Raw genomic sequence first — 323 nt, 5'->3', positions numbered from 1 at the left:
CCATTCTTCATGGGATCTTCTTTCATTCGCATAAAGGTGGCATCTGTATCAGTTTTAGCAAAGCTATTACGTTCTCCAAAGGTCTTGTTCGCAAACTCGTAGTTTCGCTTACGAGGGATTAAATCGGTCTTCAATAAATGATTAAAGTGTTTAAGCTTCCGGCGACGACGCTTATTTTGTGAACCGCCAGGTTTCACTTTTTCGTTAGCAATTACCTGATTTAAGTTATCAATTTCGTTACTGACTTTATCACTGACTGCTTTTAATTCAGTACTATCAAGAGAACCGTCGGTCTCTTGACGTACCGCTAGGTCTACTTCATT

The 323-nt window shown here is 39.6% G+C and carries 1 pseudogene; it reads right to left on the bottom strand.

Annotated elements, in window-relative coordinates:
• A pseudogene (locus tag FD25_RS06195) lies at positions 1 to 323 on the bottom strand (IS5/IS1182 family transposase); the annotation flags it as partial.

Source organism: Levilactobacillus acidifarinae DSM 19394 = JCM 15949, assembly GCF_001434835.1.
Lineage (GTDB): Bacteria > Bacillota > Bacilli > Lactobacillales > Lactobacillaceae > Levilactobacillus > Levilactobacillus acidifarinae.
Note: the sequence above shows the minus strand (reverse complement) of the source record. Positions and strands in the feature narration are given on the sequence as shown.